At 44.4% G+C, this 15,371-nt stretch carries 14 protein-coding genes; 1 reads left to right on the top strand and 13 read right to left on the bottom strand.

What is annotated here, in order from left to right:
- Positions 1-31: 31 nt before the first annotated feature.
- From H7844_07365 to murQ, 13 genes are all read right to left on the bottom strand, one after another.
- A complete protein-coding gene (locus tag H7844_07365; protein ID MEO5357099.1) occupies positions 32-934 on the bottom strand; it encodes an alpha-1,2-fucosyltransferase in 903 nt (300 codons plus the stop codon).
- Entirely contained in the window at positions 931-1,938 is a 1,008-nt protein-coding gene (locus H7844_07360; protein ID MEO5357098.1) for a hypothetical protein, read from the bottom strand. The genes H7844_07365 and H7844_07360 overlap by 4 nt, the downstream gene beginning before the upstream one ends.
- Entirely contained in the window at positions 1,917-3,803 is a 1,887-nt protein-coding gene (locus tag H7844_07355; protein MEO5357097.1) for a glycosyltransferase family 4 protein, read from the bottom strand. The genes H7844_07360 and H7844_07355 overlap by 22 nt, the downstream gene beginning before the upstream one ends.
- Positions 3,800-4,774 (bottom strand): hypothetical protein, encoded by a 975-nt coding sequence (locus H7844_07350; protein MEO5357096.1) that lies wholly within the window; start codon positions 4,772-4,774, stop codon positions 3,800-3,802. The genes H7844_07355 and H7844_07350 overlap by 4 nt, the downstream gene beginning before the upstream one ends.
- A complete protein-coding gene (locus H7844_07345; protein MEO5357095.1) occupies positions 4,771-5,724 on the bottom strand; it encodes a glycosyltransferase in 954 nt (317 codons plus the stop codon). Before H7844_07345 ends, H7844_07350 begins: the two co-directional genes overlap by 4 nt.
- A gap of 33 nt (positions 5,725-5,757) precedes the next feature.
- Positions 5,758-7,017 carry an ABC transporter ATP-binding protein gene (locus H7844_07340; protein ID MEO5357094.1) on the bottom strand — a complete coding sequence of 420 codons (1,260 nt, stop codon included), beginning with the start codon at positions 7,015-7,017 and terminating at the stop codon, positions 5,758-5,760.
- The gene (locus tag H7844_07335; GenBank protein ID MEO5357093.1) at positions 7,014-7,841 is read right to left on the bottom strand and encodes an ABC transporter permease; all 828 of its coding nucleotides are present in this window, start codon (positions 7,839-7,841) and stop codon (positions 7,014-7,016) included. The genes H7844_07340 and H7844_07335 overlap by 4 nt, the downstream gene beginning before the upstream one ends.
- A 326-nt stretch (positions 7,842-8,167) precedes the next feature.
- Complete coding sequence (gene moeB, locus H7844_07330) at positions 8,168-8,974, bottom strand: molybdopterin-synthase adenylyltransferase MoeB (GenBank protein MEO5357092.1); 807 nt, start codon at positions 8,972-8,974, stop codon at positions 8,168-8,170.
- Positions 8,975-9,006: 32 nt separating this feature from the next.
- Positions 9,007-9,252 (bottom strand): sulfurtransferase TusA family protein, encoded by a 246-nt coding sequence (locus H7844_07325; GenBank protein ID MEO5357091.1) that lies wholly within the window; start codon positions 9,250-9,252, stop codon positions 9,007-9,009.
- A 22-nt stretch (positions 9,253-9,274) separates the two neighbouring features.
- Entirely contained in the window at positions 9,275-10,564 is a 1,290-nt protein-coding gene (locus H7844_07320; GenBank protein MEO5357090.1) for a homoserine dehydrogenase, read from the bottom strand.
- Positions 10,561-11,736 (bottom strand): aminotransferase class I/II-fold pyridoxal phosphate-dependent enzyme, encoded by a 1,176-nt coding sequence (locus H7844_07315; protein MEO5357089.1) that lies wholly within the window; start codon positions 11,734-11,736, stop codon positions 10,561-10,563. The genes H7844_07320 and H7844_07315 overlap by 4 nt, the downstream gene beginning before the upstream one ends.
- Positions 11,737-11,956: 220 nt before the next feature.
- The gene (locus H7844_07310; GenBank protein ID MEO5357088.1) at positions 11,957-13,105 is read right to left on the bottom strand and encodes an anhydro-N-acetylmuramic acid kinase; all 1,149 of its coding nucleotides are present in this window, start codon (positions 13,103-13,105) and stop codon (positions 11,957-11,959) included.
- The gene (gene murQ / locus H7844_07305; GenBank protein ID MEO5357087.1) at positions 13,099-13,965 is read right to left on the bottom strand and encodes an N-acetylmuramic acid 6-phosphate etherase; all 867 of its coding nucleotides are present in this window, start codon (positions 13,963-13,965) and stop codon (positions 13,099-13,101) included. The genes H7844_07310 and murQ overlap by 7 nt, the downstream gene beginning before the upstream one ends.
- 144 nt (positions 13,966-14,109) lie before the next feature.
- Between murQ and H7844_07300 the strand changes: the two genes are divergently transcribed.
- A complete protein-coding gene (locus H7844_07300) occupies positions 14,110-15,348 on the top strand; it encodes an MltA domain-containing protein (GenBank protein ID MEO5357086.1) in 1,239 nt (412 codons plus the stop codon).
- The last annotated feature ends 23 nt before the right edge of the window (positions 15,349-15,371 follow it).

The raw sequence follows: 15,371 nt of genomic DNA, 5'->3' as shown, positions 1-15,371 counted from the left end.
TGTAAGGAGCTTTCGACGATACCGGGCAAAGTTAATCGAATGAATGCAGCTTGGTATAAATAAGTTTCCATTTTGCGGGAATCAGGTCCCTTGTGTCATATTTGGTACTGCGAAACCAGCGGGCCGGGGCAATCACTTTTTTTTCAGCGTAATTACCCAGCCATGCGCCCCACCAGCTAAATGAACTGTTGGCTATAATGTGATGTTTACATGCCGACATCAGACGGAGGTCCTCGTAAGCACAATCAGGTGAATTTGCTTCTATAAAATGTACGGCGACATTAATTTTAAAATTCTCTTTGCACCACACAGGGTCATCACTGAATAAGAAAATATGCGGCTTTACTCCTTCACTTTCAAGGATTTCAACTCCCTTGCGGTAGTAATCCAGAGGAAGCACTCCAAACTCATTGTTAACTGATTTGCTTGTAACATAGTCTCCGCGTCTTATATGAACACTAACAGAGCCGGTCTCTGTTATCAGCGCATGAAGCTCTTTGTTTATGTTACTAAGCGGTGCTTTTACAGTAAAATCGTTTCTGATTACAGCCTCTATATCAGTGAAGTATTTTTCACTTTGAAAATATCCGTCAAGGTATAGCGGCACAGAATGCGTAAAGACCTCAGGGTCAAAGTGAAACGGTTGTTTCTCACAAAAATAAGAGGCCGGCATTTGTGCTTTTTTGCCCTGCAACCGGTTAAAGACTTTTTTAAAAATTCCCTTGTCTGAGAGGCTTAGACGTTTGATTTCATGAGCTGTGGCAAAGTGCTCTTCAATGGCAAATGCACCCAAAGAGTACTTCCTGCCGATATCGGTTTTGTAGATTTCGATATCAAACTTAAGGGGCACCTTATTGAGTAAAGAAAGCCGCCTCCCTATGGCATACTGAAACATTTGGTTGCCAATGCCGCCCCTTAATTTAACAACAATCACGCCTGCTCTCCACCATGAATTAACTTTGTCAGCTTTGCCGCACAAAGCTCATCCGACATGTTCTCTATCACCCACCTGCGGGCGTTAAAAGCGCCCGGGGAACTCTCCCACTCTGAGAAGACCTCTTTGAAACTTTCAAAATCCCTGAAAAACAACCCTGTCTCTGCGGTTAAATACGGTGCCGAGGAGACATTTACAGTTTTTGCCCTGCCGGTGTTCTCATATAACGTATAAACTCCCGGATTCCATACCAGTGTTGGAACATCGGAGGCCCATGCCTCGGCAAGTGCTATCCCCTGGCTCTCAGACCGGCTGAAAAAAACAGAGACTTTTGAATTTTGCAAATTCTCTGAGAACTCCCTGACGCTGTAACTTCCAAACCTAACCGTTAAGGTGCTGTACCCCGATGATCTTAAAAAGTCCTTACACTGCGCAATTAAATCCCCCGGCCCGTTTTTTTCATAAATCATTACGTACTTTCTCTCATCGGCAGGCTTTTTTGGGTTAAAGTACCCTGTATCCACTCCTGCCGGCCATATAGCGGTTTTTCCGGTTAACTCAGGACTGTCCTCTATGTAAACCTTTTCGTTCCACAGGCTGTTGACTATGCAAATATCCACTGCCGGGTCGGTTATCAGTTCCTTGCAATCGGAGGGCAGAATAAACAGATTAGGGCCGGCAAGAAGTTTTTTGATTTTCTGCTGATTCTTTAAAGTAATACACTGTTTTAGCGCCTCAGTGTTACTTAGCACCACAACATTTTCGTTTATACCACTAACACGTTTTGGGTTATAGTTGAAATCTGCGCCAAGTTTTTTCAACCCCTCCGTCAAACTTCGTGTAACTGCAAAATGACCGCCGTAGGGTTGCTTTTTGGGGGGAAGTACAAACGATGACTGCCCGCTTATCAGTCGCTTTAAGATAAATAATATGTGCTTTATATTTTTTATAAGCAGTTCTTTTTTAGTTAAAACCGGTTCGGTTAAAATCGTAATTTTGTCCATATTGGGTATAACCTCTCTTTTAAATCCCGTGATATGGGTATTTTTAATAACTTTTCAGCCAGATTCTTTATCGTTAATTTTGTATTTCTTATGGTTTTCTCTTTAAATGCCCGGAGATGAAGCTCACGCATTAAGCCGCTTTGCTTGTTTATACACATAATTGTATTTGAAAGGCTGTGAATATTTGTACAGTTGAATTTTCTATAAGACAACGACCGCTCGTCTGCTTCATATATATTATAACCAAAATCTTGTATTTTTATTAATGTACTTATAAGCACATCCATCAGTGGTTCAAAAGATGGTTCTATAAAAAATACCGGCTTGTGTTTCATTAAAATCACCTCCGCCTTGTCAATAACCATAAGGCCGGCTTTGTCATTTTTAACTTTCATAAATCCAATGTTACTAATATCGGTAAGGTCATCGGTAGAGCCATGCACTTGTACCGTGTCTTCCCAGTTATTTAAGCGAATTGTTTCATTTAAACAAGACAGCGCCTTTGCATTGGTTTCAAAGACATGCACTTTTTTGTTTTTGCTTGCAGCCAGTGCAAAATAGAAACTTCCCTCCGCTGCGACATCTACAACAGTGTCAACTTCTTTTAGCAGAAACACGGCTGCCATAAGTGGGAATTCATCGGAAATATTATCTGCTAAAATGTGTTTAAAACTGTTGGTTTTTTCAGGCTCTGTGGTGCTGTAGAGAAAACCGTACCGGCTGTAGTAATAAGGGATTTGGTTTTTTTTACTTTTCTTACTTTCCAGACCAAGGACTTTTTTATAAACACCTGTGAGATTTCTCACGGCGGATTGCAGGTTAAAGTAAGTTTCTGCATGAGGGAGTGCTTTAGCGGCAAGTTTTTTTCTGTATTGTTTGTCCTCAACGAGAGTTTGAAGTTTTTCGGTATAATCATCCACATCCATAGCAAAGAGACCCGAGGGACCCATAGTTTCAGGTTGGGCGTTTGCCCCAAAGGTGCTTAGATGTGAAATGCAGGGCTTGCCGTGAATTAAGGCCTCGGCAAGCACGGTGCCATATGTCTCGCCGTCTGCTCTGCCGTGGGCAAAGATGTCCAGAGTGTTGAGAAATTTGGATATTCTGAGTGAGTCACCGCTATGGCCTAAAAAATGGATATTTTCAATGCTGAGCCTCCCTGCCAGCTTTCTGTAGAAATCCCCGCCGCCCATTATAATAAACCAGCAGTCCTTTATATTGCGCAGACGGGAAAACGCTGTTAACGGAACAGGGCTTGCAATGTTGTTGTCAACCCTTTGGTGAAATCCCATAACAACAGCCCCTGGAGGGATGCCGAGCTCCTCCCTTAGGTTTTCCTCAGAGGCCGGTGGATATGATGGGATAGGAATCACGGAGCTCTTGCTCAGATTCCCACCCCACTTTGCCCACCTGATGCGCTGCCACTGTGACAGGTGTATGCTCCAGGCGATGTTTGGGCTCAGATCAACGCCTGCTAAAAGAGTTACGTATTCCACTACCGGTTTGTTAATTAAATAAAAAGGGTATTCCATGGGGCCGGCCTTAGCGCATTGGATTAAATCGTACAGGGTTTCATCAAAAATCTCCCGGAAATCAGTGTCAACCCACTGATGTGTTTCCGTTGTGAGGTCTTTAAAGCCTACGTGGAATTTACGTAAGTTTACCCCATGATCGAGCATAAATTTCAGCCTTTGCGGGTCAGTGTCCGGGTGAGTCCAATCAGAGCCGATATAAGGCGCACTATCGCAGTAGTAGAAATCTACAACAAAACGTTTGCGGGGCAGATTTGCAGCCATCATCTGAAGCCACCTCTCCGTGCCGCCTGTGGAAAGCCCCCCAAACTTTATAAAAGCCACCCGTATTTTCATATCTGCTTTCGAAAAATGCTTCTGACTTTTTTTAATTCATACCGTAACTTATCCTTCACAATTGTCGGGATATTGTGTGAGGTCACTGGTTTGGGTTCTCTGCCTGTATGTTTTATAAACTCGTTTTTCAATTCACTGATATGCCATATTTCAAGAGGTTCAAAAAACCTTATTCCATATGTTTCAAAAAAATTAAATATTTCATCAAGGTACCACCCTCCATGCAGGTTATTCATGTTTTCCGGTATATCCAGACAATCCAGCCAATCAGGAGGAACTGCCGTCAATTTTGCGTTGGGGTCATCTTTAGTTATTGCATAAACAGAATTAATTCTTACCGCCTCTTTAGGGCTCTCTATCAATTCCGAACATCTGTACCACGCCTGCTTTATCTGAAACCTTTCCCATGGTACAAACTGAAAATGAAATACAGCTCCCTCAGAGGGTGATATCTTTATCGTGTTTTCAGGTGTACACTTGCCGACAGTACGTCCTACTCCTAAGAATGCATAATCATGCTCTGATTTACGGTCATCACAAAACATAAAATCCTTAAAATTATTACTCCACACGCTTGTATCGTCCCTATAAAAAAAGGGGAATTTCCACAGTGCCAGCCACTGCATTAAAAACTTTTGTCCGGGATTTAGCATTTTTAGATAATATGGGATTTTTGCAGCAAAATTTCCGGTAAATGCCTCATCAGCATCAAGACATATAAAGTGAGTACCTCCTCTTTGTCTCCCATAGTGCAACAATTTGACTCTTATTGAATGCTCAGCCCATCCGGTTTTAACCTTTTCCTCGTTATCAAAGACCACTGCTCCGGCAGACAAAAGCATTTCCCTTGAACTATCAGTTGAATTATCGTCTATTGCAATTATTTCATCTACCACCGGTTTTATTGATGACAAATACGTTGGCAGTATCCATGCCTCATTTTTTACAGGCAGCAGGGCTATGATTTTCATTTAAATACGGCACCTCTATTATTAATTTTTGACCACATGCTTATGGCATACTGTTTAGCCTGCAGAGGCATACTCAGCAGTCTGTTTTTTTTACGGCAATGGTTTCTTATTCCTTTTTCAAACCATTTTTGACGCCTGTTATTTATGAAATTATCATAGTCGGGGACGAACTCTCCGGCATCTCTCCATACCCCTGCAATTAACAAGTGTTGTGTATCATATTTTAACGCCTCAGGCAGGTAATCGTAAAGAATTTTATCAAAAATTCCGTAACGCAAATCAATCACGGTTCGCTCTGTGGGCTGTATTATGCCGTCAGTGCTTAAGCCCCCCCCGCCGTCATAGTAGTATCCGAGGTTTTCTTTCACTCTTACTCCGGGGCCGCACAGTGCCAGGCGGATAGCAAAATCGAAATCCCCTCCACTTTTAAACTGTTCATCAAAGTACAGCCGGGCCGATGTGCCTCTGTCCGCCCTCCAGATAAAAAACGGTCCCAGTATCATACTTCTTGTAAACTCCTCCCTGTCATAGTCCATGGGTATGATAATTTTACCCTTGTTTGACGGAAATTTTCTGACAATCGTGAATGTCCCATAACAAAACAATGCTTCAGGGGAGCTCTCAAGCGCCCTCAGCTGCAGGTTGATACTCTCGGGAGTACGAATGTCATCAGCGTTGGCTATCCCGATATAATTACCTGTGGCTTCCCTGATTGCCCGGTTCCACGAACAGTACAGCGTCTCGCGCTCAACAAAAAGCACTTTCAGGCCGGATTTAAATCTACCGGCGTATTCGGAAATTATTTCTTTTTCTGTCTCACCGGCGTCGTTTAAGACAGTTATCAGCTCTATCTCATCCGGTGCACTTTGTGCTAATATGGAGTCCATAAATAATCTGAGATATGCCTCACTTTTATATGTTGAGAGTATGAGAGAAATTTTATTTTTCATAGATATTTGCTTGAAGCTCTGTAGCTTCCCTGTTTACTCCACTCCCATGCCTCTCCACCTCTGGTTGATAAACAGTGGCACATCAACGGCATTAATATCAAATCCTGTCTTGTACGGGTCACAGTGTGTAATAGTAAAGGAGACGGCGTGTGGCCAGATATCCCAGTGTTGCATACCCCATATTCCGGTAGTCAGCGTAATAAAATACTTGCCGGTTGTCAGAGGAAGCGCTCCTATGGTACAAACAAAGTACCGGTCTGTTTTGTTAAAAAAACAGCCGCACATGGGATTAGCCGTGCCGTAAGCCAACTTTTCACCGCCCTCTCCAAAGATATCAAACCCCACCGTGAAGTTATCTATCGGAGGTTCGCCCTCCGCCCATATGTGAAGCTCCATGCTCTGTCCCGTCTCAAATCTGTTGCCGGTATTGTTATCCATATCTCTTAACTGTACTCTTGAAATATAAAACAGGCTCTTTTGCGGTTTTCTCAGCACATCGGCAGGGGAGACCTCTGAGCCGTAGAGAGCATTTTGCTCATAAAACACTGTGGTTTCATTGACATTGCCATCTTTTAGAATTTTTCCCTCCGATATGACTATTGCTCTTTGGCATATTTGCCTCACACTGGACATATCGTGGCTGACAAATAAAATCGTCCGTCCGGTCTCAGTATTTATTTCCCTCATCCGCTGCATACACTTTTTTCTAAAGTTAATGTCTCCAACGGCCAAAACCTCATCAACAAGCAGGATGTCCGTGTCCATATGCGCCGATACTGCAAAGGCCAGCCGCACATACATCCCCGATGAGTATCTTTTAACAGGTGTATCGAGAAATTGCTCGATGCCTGCAAATTCCACAATTTTATCAAAATTTGCTTTTATCTCCTGTTTCTTCATTCCCAACACTGCACCGTTTAAGTAGATATTCTCACGGCCGGTTAATTCCTGATGAAATCCGGTTCCTACCTCAAGGAGACTGCCTACACGTCCTCTGAGAATTGCACGGCCCTGTGTAGGGGCAGTGATACGGCTTAAGATTTTAAGCAATGTGCTTTTCCCTGCGCCGTTTCGTCCTATAACACCTAACCTCTCACCGGCATTTACCTCTAAATTAATATCCCTTAGTGCCCATAACTCGGTGTCAGATTGACTATCGTCCTTTGATTTTTTGAAAATCCCCTTTATTGCATCAGAGGCCGACTCACGCAGGGTCTTATAGTTGCCTGCACCACGGTGTTTTATTATGTACCTTTTACCAAGATTTTCAACTGTAATTATTTGTGCCATCAGATTATATCTGCAAAGGACGATTCATTTTTATTAAAAAACCAAATGCCTGTCAGCAATATCAAAAAAGTGCAGGAAACCGACAGATAGATTCCCCCCGTGTATAGTTCAATGGAATTGCCCAATAACACCCACCTGAAACCGTCAACAATGCCAACCATTGGGTTTAGTGCGTATAGAAACTTCCACTTATCCGGCACAACGGCACTTGAAAACCCCACAGGGGTAACATAGAGGCCAACCTGCAGTGCAAATGGCACTATATATCGAAAGTCCCTGTATTTCACATTCAGGGCGGATATCCAGTAACCGATTCCCAGAGATAAAAAAACTAACAGCAAGAGATAAAGAGGAAAAAAGAGAAACCTTGAATTAAACCACATTTTATAATAGAGCATCATAGTGATTAAGATTGCAAAAGAAATAAAAAAGTCCAGCAAACTAACCATCATAGAGGAGGTAGGTATGATTATTTTTGGGAAATAGACCTTTGAGACCATGTTTTCATTTGCGATAAGGGAGTTACTGCTTTCAGCCACTGTGTTGGCGAAAAACTGCCACGGAAGCATGGCGGCAAAAACCAGTACAGGGTATGGTATGCCGTGTGAGGGCATATGAGCCAGGTTACCGAATATAAAAGTGAAAATCGCCATAGTCAGAACCGGTCTCATCACTGCCCATGCCACACCGAAGACGGTCTGTTTGTAGCGTACGAGGATATCCCTCAAAGAGAGAAATACCAAAAGCTCACGGTATTCATAGAGTTCATGAAAGAAGTTAGCCGTTCCTTTTTCCGGCTCTATTATTATTTGAACGGGTTTTTCCACTGCTGTGGTCAGTCTTCCCCTCTCTCAATTGAAGCTCCAACAAGGGGGCTTTTTTTATCTGTCATTGCAGCCTTTGAGCGACAATCCAGTTTTTTCCCCATTTTAAATATCTCTTCCGTTTGAGCAATCTTGTAGATTGCTCCACAACAGTTGGTAATAACGATAATCTATGTATTTCATGGGCATGTGGAGCGAGTGCATTAGGTTGGCGTTATCGAATAATTCCGGGCATTTTCTATATCCAAAACTGTACAAAGCAGTCTTGCAGATTGCTCCAACAGGGTAGTAATACAACACTTTAAGGCGGAGATTATGTCTTGCCCCGTCTAAATGTGGCAATAATCCCCGCCATAGGCCGCCCCGTCTAAAGAGGTAATCGTCGGATTTTTTCCACAAACCGCACAGTCCGGGTTTCTGGGTACTTTTACTTTCCTGAAAGTAGTCTTCAGAGCGTCAAAAATAAGTAGAGATTCCTTTAACACGTCTCCCTTGCCAAGTATTATCTTAAGAACCTCCATAGCTTGAAGACCGCCGATAATACCGGGCAGCACTCCCAGCACCCCAGCCTCCTGACATGAAGGCACAAGGCCCGGCGGGGGCATCTCTTCAAACAGGCAGCGGTAGCAGTGTCCCTCTCCTGGAATTATCGTTGTCACCTGCCCCTCAAATCTTAATATTGCAGCACTTGCCAGTGGTTTTCCCATCAACACGCAAGCATCATTTATAAGGTATCTGGTAGGAAAGTTGTCACTTCCATCCACCACGATGTCATAGTCTCCAATTAGTTCCATTATATTTTCAGCGGTAATTCTCTGCTTAAGCGCAATGAAATCAATATCAGGGTTGAGGGCCTCAAAGGTAGCCCTTGCGGAGTCCACCTTAGGCATTCCGATGGTGCGGGTGCTGTGGGCAATCTGTCTTTGCAGGTTACTTAACTCCACGTAGTCGTCATCAATCATTGCTATAGTGCCAACCCCTGCCGCAGTTAAAAAAAAGCCGACCGGACAGCCTAACCCGCCAGCTCCGATTATGAAGACCTTTGCTTTAGCTATTTTTGCCTGTCCTTTGCCACCTATCTCAGGCAGGATTATGTGTCTGCTGTAGCGAAGAATTTGCTCTTCTGTAAAATCCATTGCATCTCCTTAAATAACCTGTATATAAAAAACTATTCTTTTTCTTTTCGTATAAGAATTATCCAGTCTTTGTCGCTTATTTTTTCAACTCTTAAAACCTTATGGCCGTGGTCTTCCATAGACTTGGGGATGCTGTTTGAGGCCTCCTGATAATCAAGCAATATCTCCAGCACCTGTCCCAACTCCATTGCCTCTATGGTGAGTTTTGATCTGACAAAAGTATATGGGCACTTAAGCCCTCTTATATCTATTTTCTTATCCGGAAGGATTTCTTCCATTTTGATGCCTCCCCGGGGGGGATTATTCTCTACCCTCTACCCGTATAAATTTTGTTTTAGCGCAGACTATCGGCATAGTGTCTATTTCACTTATCGCTTTTGTAACATTACTCTCGATGGCCTTATGGGTTAAAACCACAAGAGGGACTGCCTCACCTGCACGACGTTCTTTTTGAATCACGGCGGAAATGCTGATGTTGTGTTGCCCTAATGTGCCGGATATTTTAGAGAGTACGCCGGGCTTGTCAAGAGCGGTAAAGCGAAAATAGTACATCGTCTCGGTGTCTTTTATGTCTTTTATTTTAAATTCCGTTCTTTGCGAACCTATAACCTGTGTAAGCGGGGCATTTGGGTTTTTGGCAATGTCCATTATGTCGCTTACAACGGCGCTTCCTGTGGGCATATCACCTGCGCCGCGCCCATAATACATAGTCTCACCGACAGCATCTCCGGTTACATAGACGGCATTTAGAACATCATCCACCTTGGATATCATAAAACTATCCGGTATCATGGTCGGATGCACGCGGAGTTCTATTTCACCTCCGGCAACTTTAGCTATGGCAAGCAGTTTTATTTTATATCCGAGCTCGGCGGCATATTGAATGTCCTCGGGGGTTATGGCGGTAATACCCTCTTTGTAAATACTGTCAAACGAAAGGGGGATACCATATGAGAGCGATGCTAAAAGTGTCAGCTTATGGGCGGTATCAATACCCTCTATGTCAAAAGTGGGGTCGGCCTCGGCATACCCAAGGCGTTGGGCCTCAGCAAGGGTTTTGGCAAACTCTGCACCCTCTTTAGTCATCTTTGTTAAAATGTAGTTGGATGTGCCGTTTATTATGCCGTATATGGATAGAATGTTATTAGCGGCAAGCCCTTCCCTTATCACCTTTATAATGGGGATGCCTCCGGCTACGGCGGCTTCAAATCCGACAATGCGTTTGTTTTCAGTAGCAGCTTCAAATATATCGGTTCCATGGGTCGCTAAAAGCGCTTTATTTGCTGTAACTACGTGCTTTCCATTTTTCAGCGCATCTATGATGAATTTTTTTGCGGGATTTATACCGCCTATGAGTTCCACTACAACGGATATTTCGGGGTCGTTGATTATTTCGTAGGCGTCTTTGGTCAGTATGCCCTCGGGAATGCTAAATCCGCGGTCTCTTTCGATATCCAGATCGGATATTTTCTTAAGGCGGATGTTTAAACCTAAGCGGCTTTGTATTAAAGCAGTATTGTTGAGGAGAATTTTAGCAGTGCCGCCTCCCACTGTACCAAGCCCGATAATGCCGACATTGAGGGTCATCATTTTGACAGAAACTTTTTAATTCCCTTTACGGCTTGCTTGATTCTCTGCTCATTTTCGACAAGGGCAAAACGTACGTAATCGTCCCCACCCTCTCCAAAACCAATTCCCGGTGACACCGCCACCTTAGCCTCCATCATTATCAGTTTTGAAAATTCAAGGGAACCAAGTTTTCTGAACTCTTCCGGTATCTGTGCCCAGACAAACATTGTAGCCTTCGGTGCGGGGATGTCCCAGCCGGCACGTTTAAGGCCGTCAATGAGTACGTTTCTGCGTTTTTCGTAGGTTTCCGCAATTTTATTAACACAGTCCTGTTTGCCTCTGAGGGCGACAATGGAGGCTATCTGAATCGGCTGAAATGTTCCGTAATCGAGATAACTTTTAATTTTAGTAAGTGCCCCCACAACTTCCTTGTTGCCGGAGCAAAAACCCATTCTCCAGCCGGCCATGGAGTAACTTTTTGTCATAGAGAAAAACTCAACTCCGACATCAAGTGCTCCCTTAACCTGTAAAAAGCTGGGAGCCTTATACCCGTCAAACACAAGGTCGGCATATGCAAGATCGTGTACCACAAGCAGTTTATTTTCTTTGGCAAAATCCACGACTTTTTCAAAGAAATCCAGTCCATCCACGACCTCAGTGGTGGGATTATGCGGGAAATTAATAATAAGCAGTTTAGGGCGGGGCCACGAATTTCTGTAGGCATTTTCCATCTCTTCAAAGAAATCGATTCCGGGGCCGATAGGTATATTTCTAACCTGCCCTCCGGCAATTATCACAGCGTAAGGATGGATAGGATATGCCGGTGTGGGAGTAAGAGCAACATCCCCGGGCTCTATTACAGCCAGAGCCAAATGGCTTAAGCCCTCTTTTGAGCCTATTGTAACAACAGTGTTTACATCAGGGTCGAGATAAACGTTATATCTTCTTTCATACCACTCGCAAATAGCCATTCTGAGTTGAGTTATGCCGCGTGAGGCCGAGTAACGGTGGTTTTTAGGGTTCTTGGATGACTCCCGCAGTTTGCTTACAATGTGGTCAGGGGTCGGCAAGTCGGGGTTGCCCATACCGAGGTCTATTATGTCCTCTCCGCGCCGTCTTGCTTCATATTTGAGGTTATTTACGATTGCAAAAACATACGGTGGCAGCCGTTTTATTCTTTTAAATTCAAACATCGTGCTATTATACAAAAATTAAAAAAATAAATCTATACTTTATATCGTTAAATTATTTACAAATAAATCTTTTTTTAAGTTCCGTCTCATCCACTATAATCTTTGTTTGCTAAGCTGCATTCAATCATCTAACTTCGTTGGCTTTAGGGGAGACGTCAAGGAGCTTGCGGCAAAGCCAACAAAGTTAATCGAATGAATGCAACTTGGTATCAAGTATTTCTTACGGCAGTGTAAGTTTACCAAGTATTGTACCACTCAGAGCGCCCGTTGCCGACGGTACGTTACCCGGCAGACCTTTGAGGGTTCTGTAGCCGATAATTGCAAAACTTACCGCCTCTTTAGCCTCCGGTGGTATCCCGTATTCAGATATGTTTTTAACATCCGCGCCCTCCGGCAAAAACATACTGCTTATTAGTTCCATCAGAAACTCGTTTCTAACGCCCCCTCCTGTCACTATAACCTCCACGGGCCGGTAGGGCTTGATGGAATTAAATATCGTTTTAGCTGTAAAATGGGTAAGAGTGGAGATGAGGTCATCGTACCGCAGGTCTCTGTAGCGGTTGCAAATATTCTCAGAAAGTGCTCTGCCGAAAGTTTCCCTGCCTGTGGATTTCGGAGGCTTTTTTCTTAAATACGGATGGCTCAAAAGTTCACTCAAAAGGCGTTTATCCGGAGTTCCATTTCTTGCAATGCCGCCGCCGTTATCAAAGCTGAGCTTACCGTTGGTTTTGAGCACTATCATCTCATCAATCAGGGAATTACCCGGCCCTGTGTCAAATGCTACCGTGTTTTCGATATTCCCATTTAAGATTGTGGCATTTGCCATTCCGCCGATATTTACCACAGCCCTCACAACACCCGGCTTACTAAAGAGCAGATAGTCAGCAATGGGCACAAGCGGGGCGCCCTGTCCCCCATAGGCCATGTCCTTTGGCCGGAAATCGGACACGACGGCTAAGCCCGTGCGTGCGGCGATTATTGAGGACTCTCCGATTTGAAGAGTGCTGCCGCCCTTTCCCCCAATGGGCGGTATATGATAGATGGTCTGCCCGTGTGAGGCAACAACGGCAATATCATCTTTTTTAATTCCACAGCCGGCAATCAACTGATTCACACAAAGCGCAAAGAACTCACCAAGCTCAAAGTTAAGCCTGCATATGGTTTCCGTATTGCCGCTAAAGGCGGCACGTATTTTTATCCGCAATTTTTCAGGATACTTTTTATGTATATGATAAAGCAAATCAGTTTTGAGTGCGTTGTCACCGGCGGTATCTGTAATCTCAACCACAGCGGCGTCCACCCCGTCATGGGAAGTGCCGGACATTAGGCCGATGATTTTTTTGCTCCCTGAGCCGCCCATATTCAGCATTTCAGTGCGGCTCTCAGTGATCCGCCGGAGTTTTGCAAGGCAATTGCGGCCTCTTCTTTGCTTAGCTTCCTGAGTTCCATTAAAACAGCGGTCTTAGGGTTTCCACCACTTTCTGAAATCAACCCGGCAGCCCGTTCTTTTGAGCAGCCCGTAATCTCCGAGATTATTCTTGCAGCCCGTTTTTTAAGCTTTTTGTTGGAGGGTATTACATCAACCATGTAACCGTCATACACTCTTCCCAGCTTAATCATAGTTATTGTTGAAATCATATTGAGTGCCATTTTAGTGGCAGTGCCTGCTTTAAGGCGGGTTGAGCCTGCGATAAGCTCAGGGCCGGTTACAATATTAATTACATCGGGGCAAAAATCACAGGTGCAATCGTTACAGGTCAGAAGCCATATTTTAGCGCCCCTGTGTTTTGCCTCTTTCAGGGCGGCAATGACATACGGCGCAGTGCCTGAGGCGGTTATTCCCAAAACCATATCATTTGCTGTGATCATTTTAACAGCCTCTGTGCCGGCCTCTGCGCTGTCCTCGGCTCCCTCAATGGGCATGGTCAGAGCATCGGCACCGCCGGCTATCACAGCCTGTATCATAGAGGGTGGGGCGCTAAATGTGGGAAACATCTCGGAGGCATCCAGCACACCAAGCCGCCCGCTGGTGCCTGCCCCGACATAGAGCAGCGTTCCTCCTGCCCTTATCGTATTATACGCATCCTCGATAGCTCTGCAAATTGGCTCCCTTGCCGCCTCTACCGCCCTTACCACAGCTGCATTGTCAGCACTCATCAAATCAAAAATGCCTGCAACCGGCTGACAGTCAAGCCCTTTGCACTTTTGATGTAAACTTTCCGTAATCACAGCAATATTCTAACATTTTTTACAGTTTGGTGCTCTCATTCACAACCGTACGATTTTTTCGTACACATCACTTACTTCTTTATTCAATCAGTTAGCTTAGTTTATAATATATGCAAGTAGAAAAATAGTATGGAGGGTACCTTTATGAAACTACTCAAGTTTAAATATAAACCGGTTATTTTAAGTTGTCTTTTTTTAACAGCGTTGTTTGGTTGTGTGGTTACTATGAGACCCCCTTATGAGGGGCCTCCTCAATTCCCTGTGGAGGGGGATGCGTTGATGCGTCTGGGACCGGAGCGTTTTCCGGGCTTTTCCGATGACTACTCCATGCAGTCCCTGAAAGAAGCCATAACCCGCTCCATCAAGTACCTGAGCAAGCTAAATGAAAACGACACGGTCAGGTATGCAAGGGATGTCTATACAATCAGGGAATTAAAAGAATCCCTGTCGTATTTTCTTACTTTGATAAATGAGACGGAAGGTGATTTTAATCTTCTAAACCGGCGTATAAAGGAGCACTTCGCCGTCTATGCAGCCACAGGGTCAGACGCCGGAGGTAGTATTTTTTTTACCGGATACTACTTGCCGGCATTAAAAGGCAGCAAGGTAAAAACCGCCCGCTACCGATACCCTCTCTATGCCACCCCGCCTGACCGTATAACAGCAGAGCTTAGTTCTTTTAAAGAACACTTCAAAGGAGAGACCATTGTCGGACGTGTTATCGGCACCAAAATGCTGCCCTACTATACAAACGGTGAAATAATGAAAGGCGCACTTGAGGGCAGAGGGTTAGAGCTGTTTTGGGTGGATGACAAGGTGGATTTGTTCTTTTTACAGGTTCAGGGTTCAGGAATAATAGAGTTTGAAGACGGCAAAAGTGTAAACGTTGGTTACAGCGGAGGAAACGGCCACGCATACAAAAGCATTGGAAAACTTCTTGCCGATGAGGGTAAGATTCCTTTAAGTGAGGTGACCGCTCAAGCCATCAAGAAGTATCTGAGGGAACATCCAGAAGAGACAGACCGCGTGATTTCCTATAATCCCAGCTATGTGTTTTTTAAGGAATCAAAAGAGCCTGCTGTTGGGGCTGCCGCAATGCCCCTTGTTGCAGGCAGAAACATAGCAGTTGATAAGTCGGTCTTTCCTCTTGGCTCTCTTGTCTTTGTATCATCTTATAAGGCACAATTCAGCTCAGACGGTAAAACAGCTACCGCAGTCCCGCTTATGCGGTTTGCCCTTTGTATGGACACAGGCGGGGCAATCAAAGGCCCGGGCAGGGCTGACTTTTTCTGGGGTGGGGGCAAAGAAGCCGAGGCACAAGCCGGTGTTATGAAAGACCACGGGATAATGTATGTTATCGTTAAGAAAAAAGCCGGAGATTAAACGGCAAACAATATCGCAAAGGC

The sequence above is a fragment of the Nitrospirae bacterium YQR-1 genome, from assembly GCA_039908095.1.
In the GTDB taxonomy this organism is placed as follows: domain Bacteria; phylum Nitrospirota; class Thermodesulfovibrionia; order Thermodesulfovibrionales; family Magnetobacteriaceae; genus Magnetomonas.
The sequence above is the reverse complement of the archived record's forward strand: the minus strand, read 5'-3'. Positions and strand labels throughout refer to the sequence as shown.